This is a genomic window from Streptococcus sp. HMSC063B03 (assembly GCF_001836965.1).
Lineage (GTDB): Bacteria > Bacillota > Bacilli > Lactobacillales > Streptococcaceae > Streptococcus > Streptococcus pneumoniae_F.
On record NZ_KV831052.1, the window covers coordinates 1 to 990 of the forward strand.

At 44.7% G+C, this 990-nt stretch carries 1 protein-coding gene and 1 pseudogene; both read left to right on the forward strand.

Annotated features, from left to right (window positions below; genetic code table 11):
• Positions 1-767, forward strand: a 767-nt coding sequence (locus HMPREF2628_RS10985; RefSeq protein ID WP_257375292.1) for a hypothetical protein, incomplete at its 5' end; no start/stop codon positions are given.
• Positions 749-990: pseudogene (locus tag HMPREF2628_RS07395) on the forward strand (hypothetical protein); the annotation flags it as partial. The gene HMPREF2628_RS10985 and the pseudogene HMPREF2628_RS07395, both read left to right, overlap by 19 nt.

Consider the following 990-nt stretch of genomic DNA (forward strand, 5'->3'; position numbering starts at 1 on the left):
TTCGTAAAGAGGCAGTTGCCTTTGCGGGAGGTATAGGCTCAATGCCTACCTTCAGCGTTGAGAGCAAGACTCTGCGTGATGTGATGCACTTCTCTAGTAAACATGTGGATGATGTGGTGGAGAGTGGAGCAAAGGCGAGAACTTTCATTGACGGTATGTCGGCAGGGGACGCTCAACGTTATAGCCAGTGGAACAAGTATGCGGAGGCCGGCCTTAGTCCAGAAGACCGCGTGAGAGTGTTGGAAATCTCGGAAAAGGCACCTAAGGTTGAGTATCAGCCAGATTACTCACCAGATAGAATACTGGGAACTCCAAAAAATGATCGTCCTAGTGTGGAAAATACTTATAGTCCAGACTATATTGAGGCTCATAGACAACAATTTGAGAATGGTGCTACTAGATTTCAAAAATTTAAGCCAGATCCTAATTATCAAGAAGGAATTATTGGAGGTAAAGATGGCACAAGTTTTTGGTTGAGTAAAGACCATGCGGATGTTATTCAAGATGTCGCCAAAGGTGATAATCGCCTCTATGAAACCTTACTGGGCTTTGACGAAGGGTACTTAGGTGACAATCCACTTTATCGCTTGGATGTAGCACCGGAAGTTGTCTCTGAAAAAGGGATCTCAATCCCAAGTGGTAGGGAAGACGGTGCGAATGGTTGGTGGCGACCAGGGGGAAGAACCTATCCAGGAGACATGCCGGAGGGTGTCATGGACGGTATCAGTATAAAGGAAGGAGATGTCACATGGAACGCAGTAAATTAACATGGGAAGAAGTTATCAAGTTTGAGGAAATAAAAGGCTACGGTCAACAGATTTGGAGGCATAATGGCCAGTATTATCTTGTCGCAGATGAAGGAGGTATTGCGGAACAACGAGTGGTGTATGAGTTGCCTCTAGAGCTGTTTCAGTTGCTTGATAGTGGGACAAAAACTATGGTTGATATTCATTATAAGCTACAAAATGATGAATGGCCTTCAACCGAAGA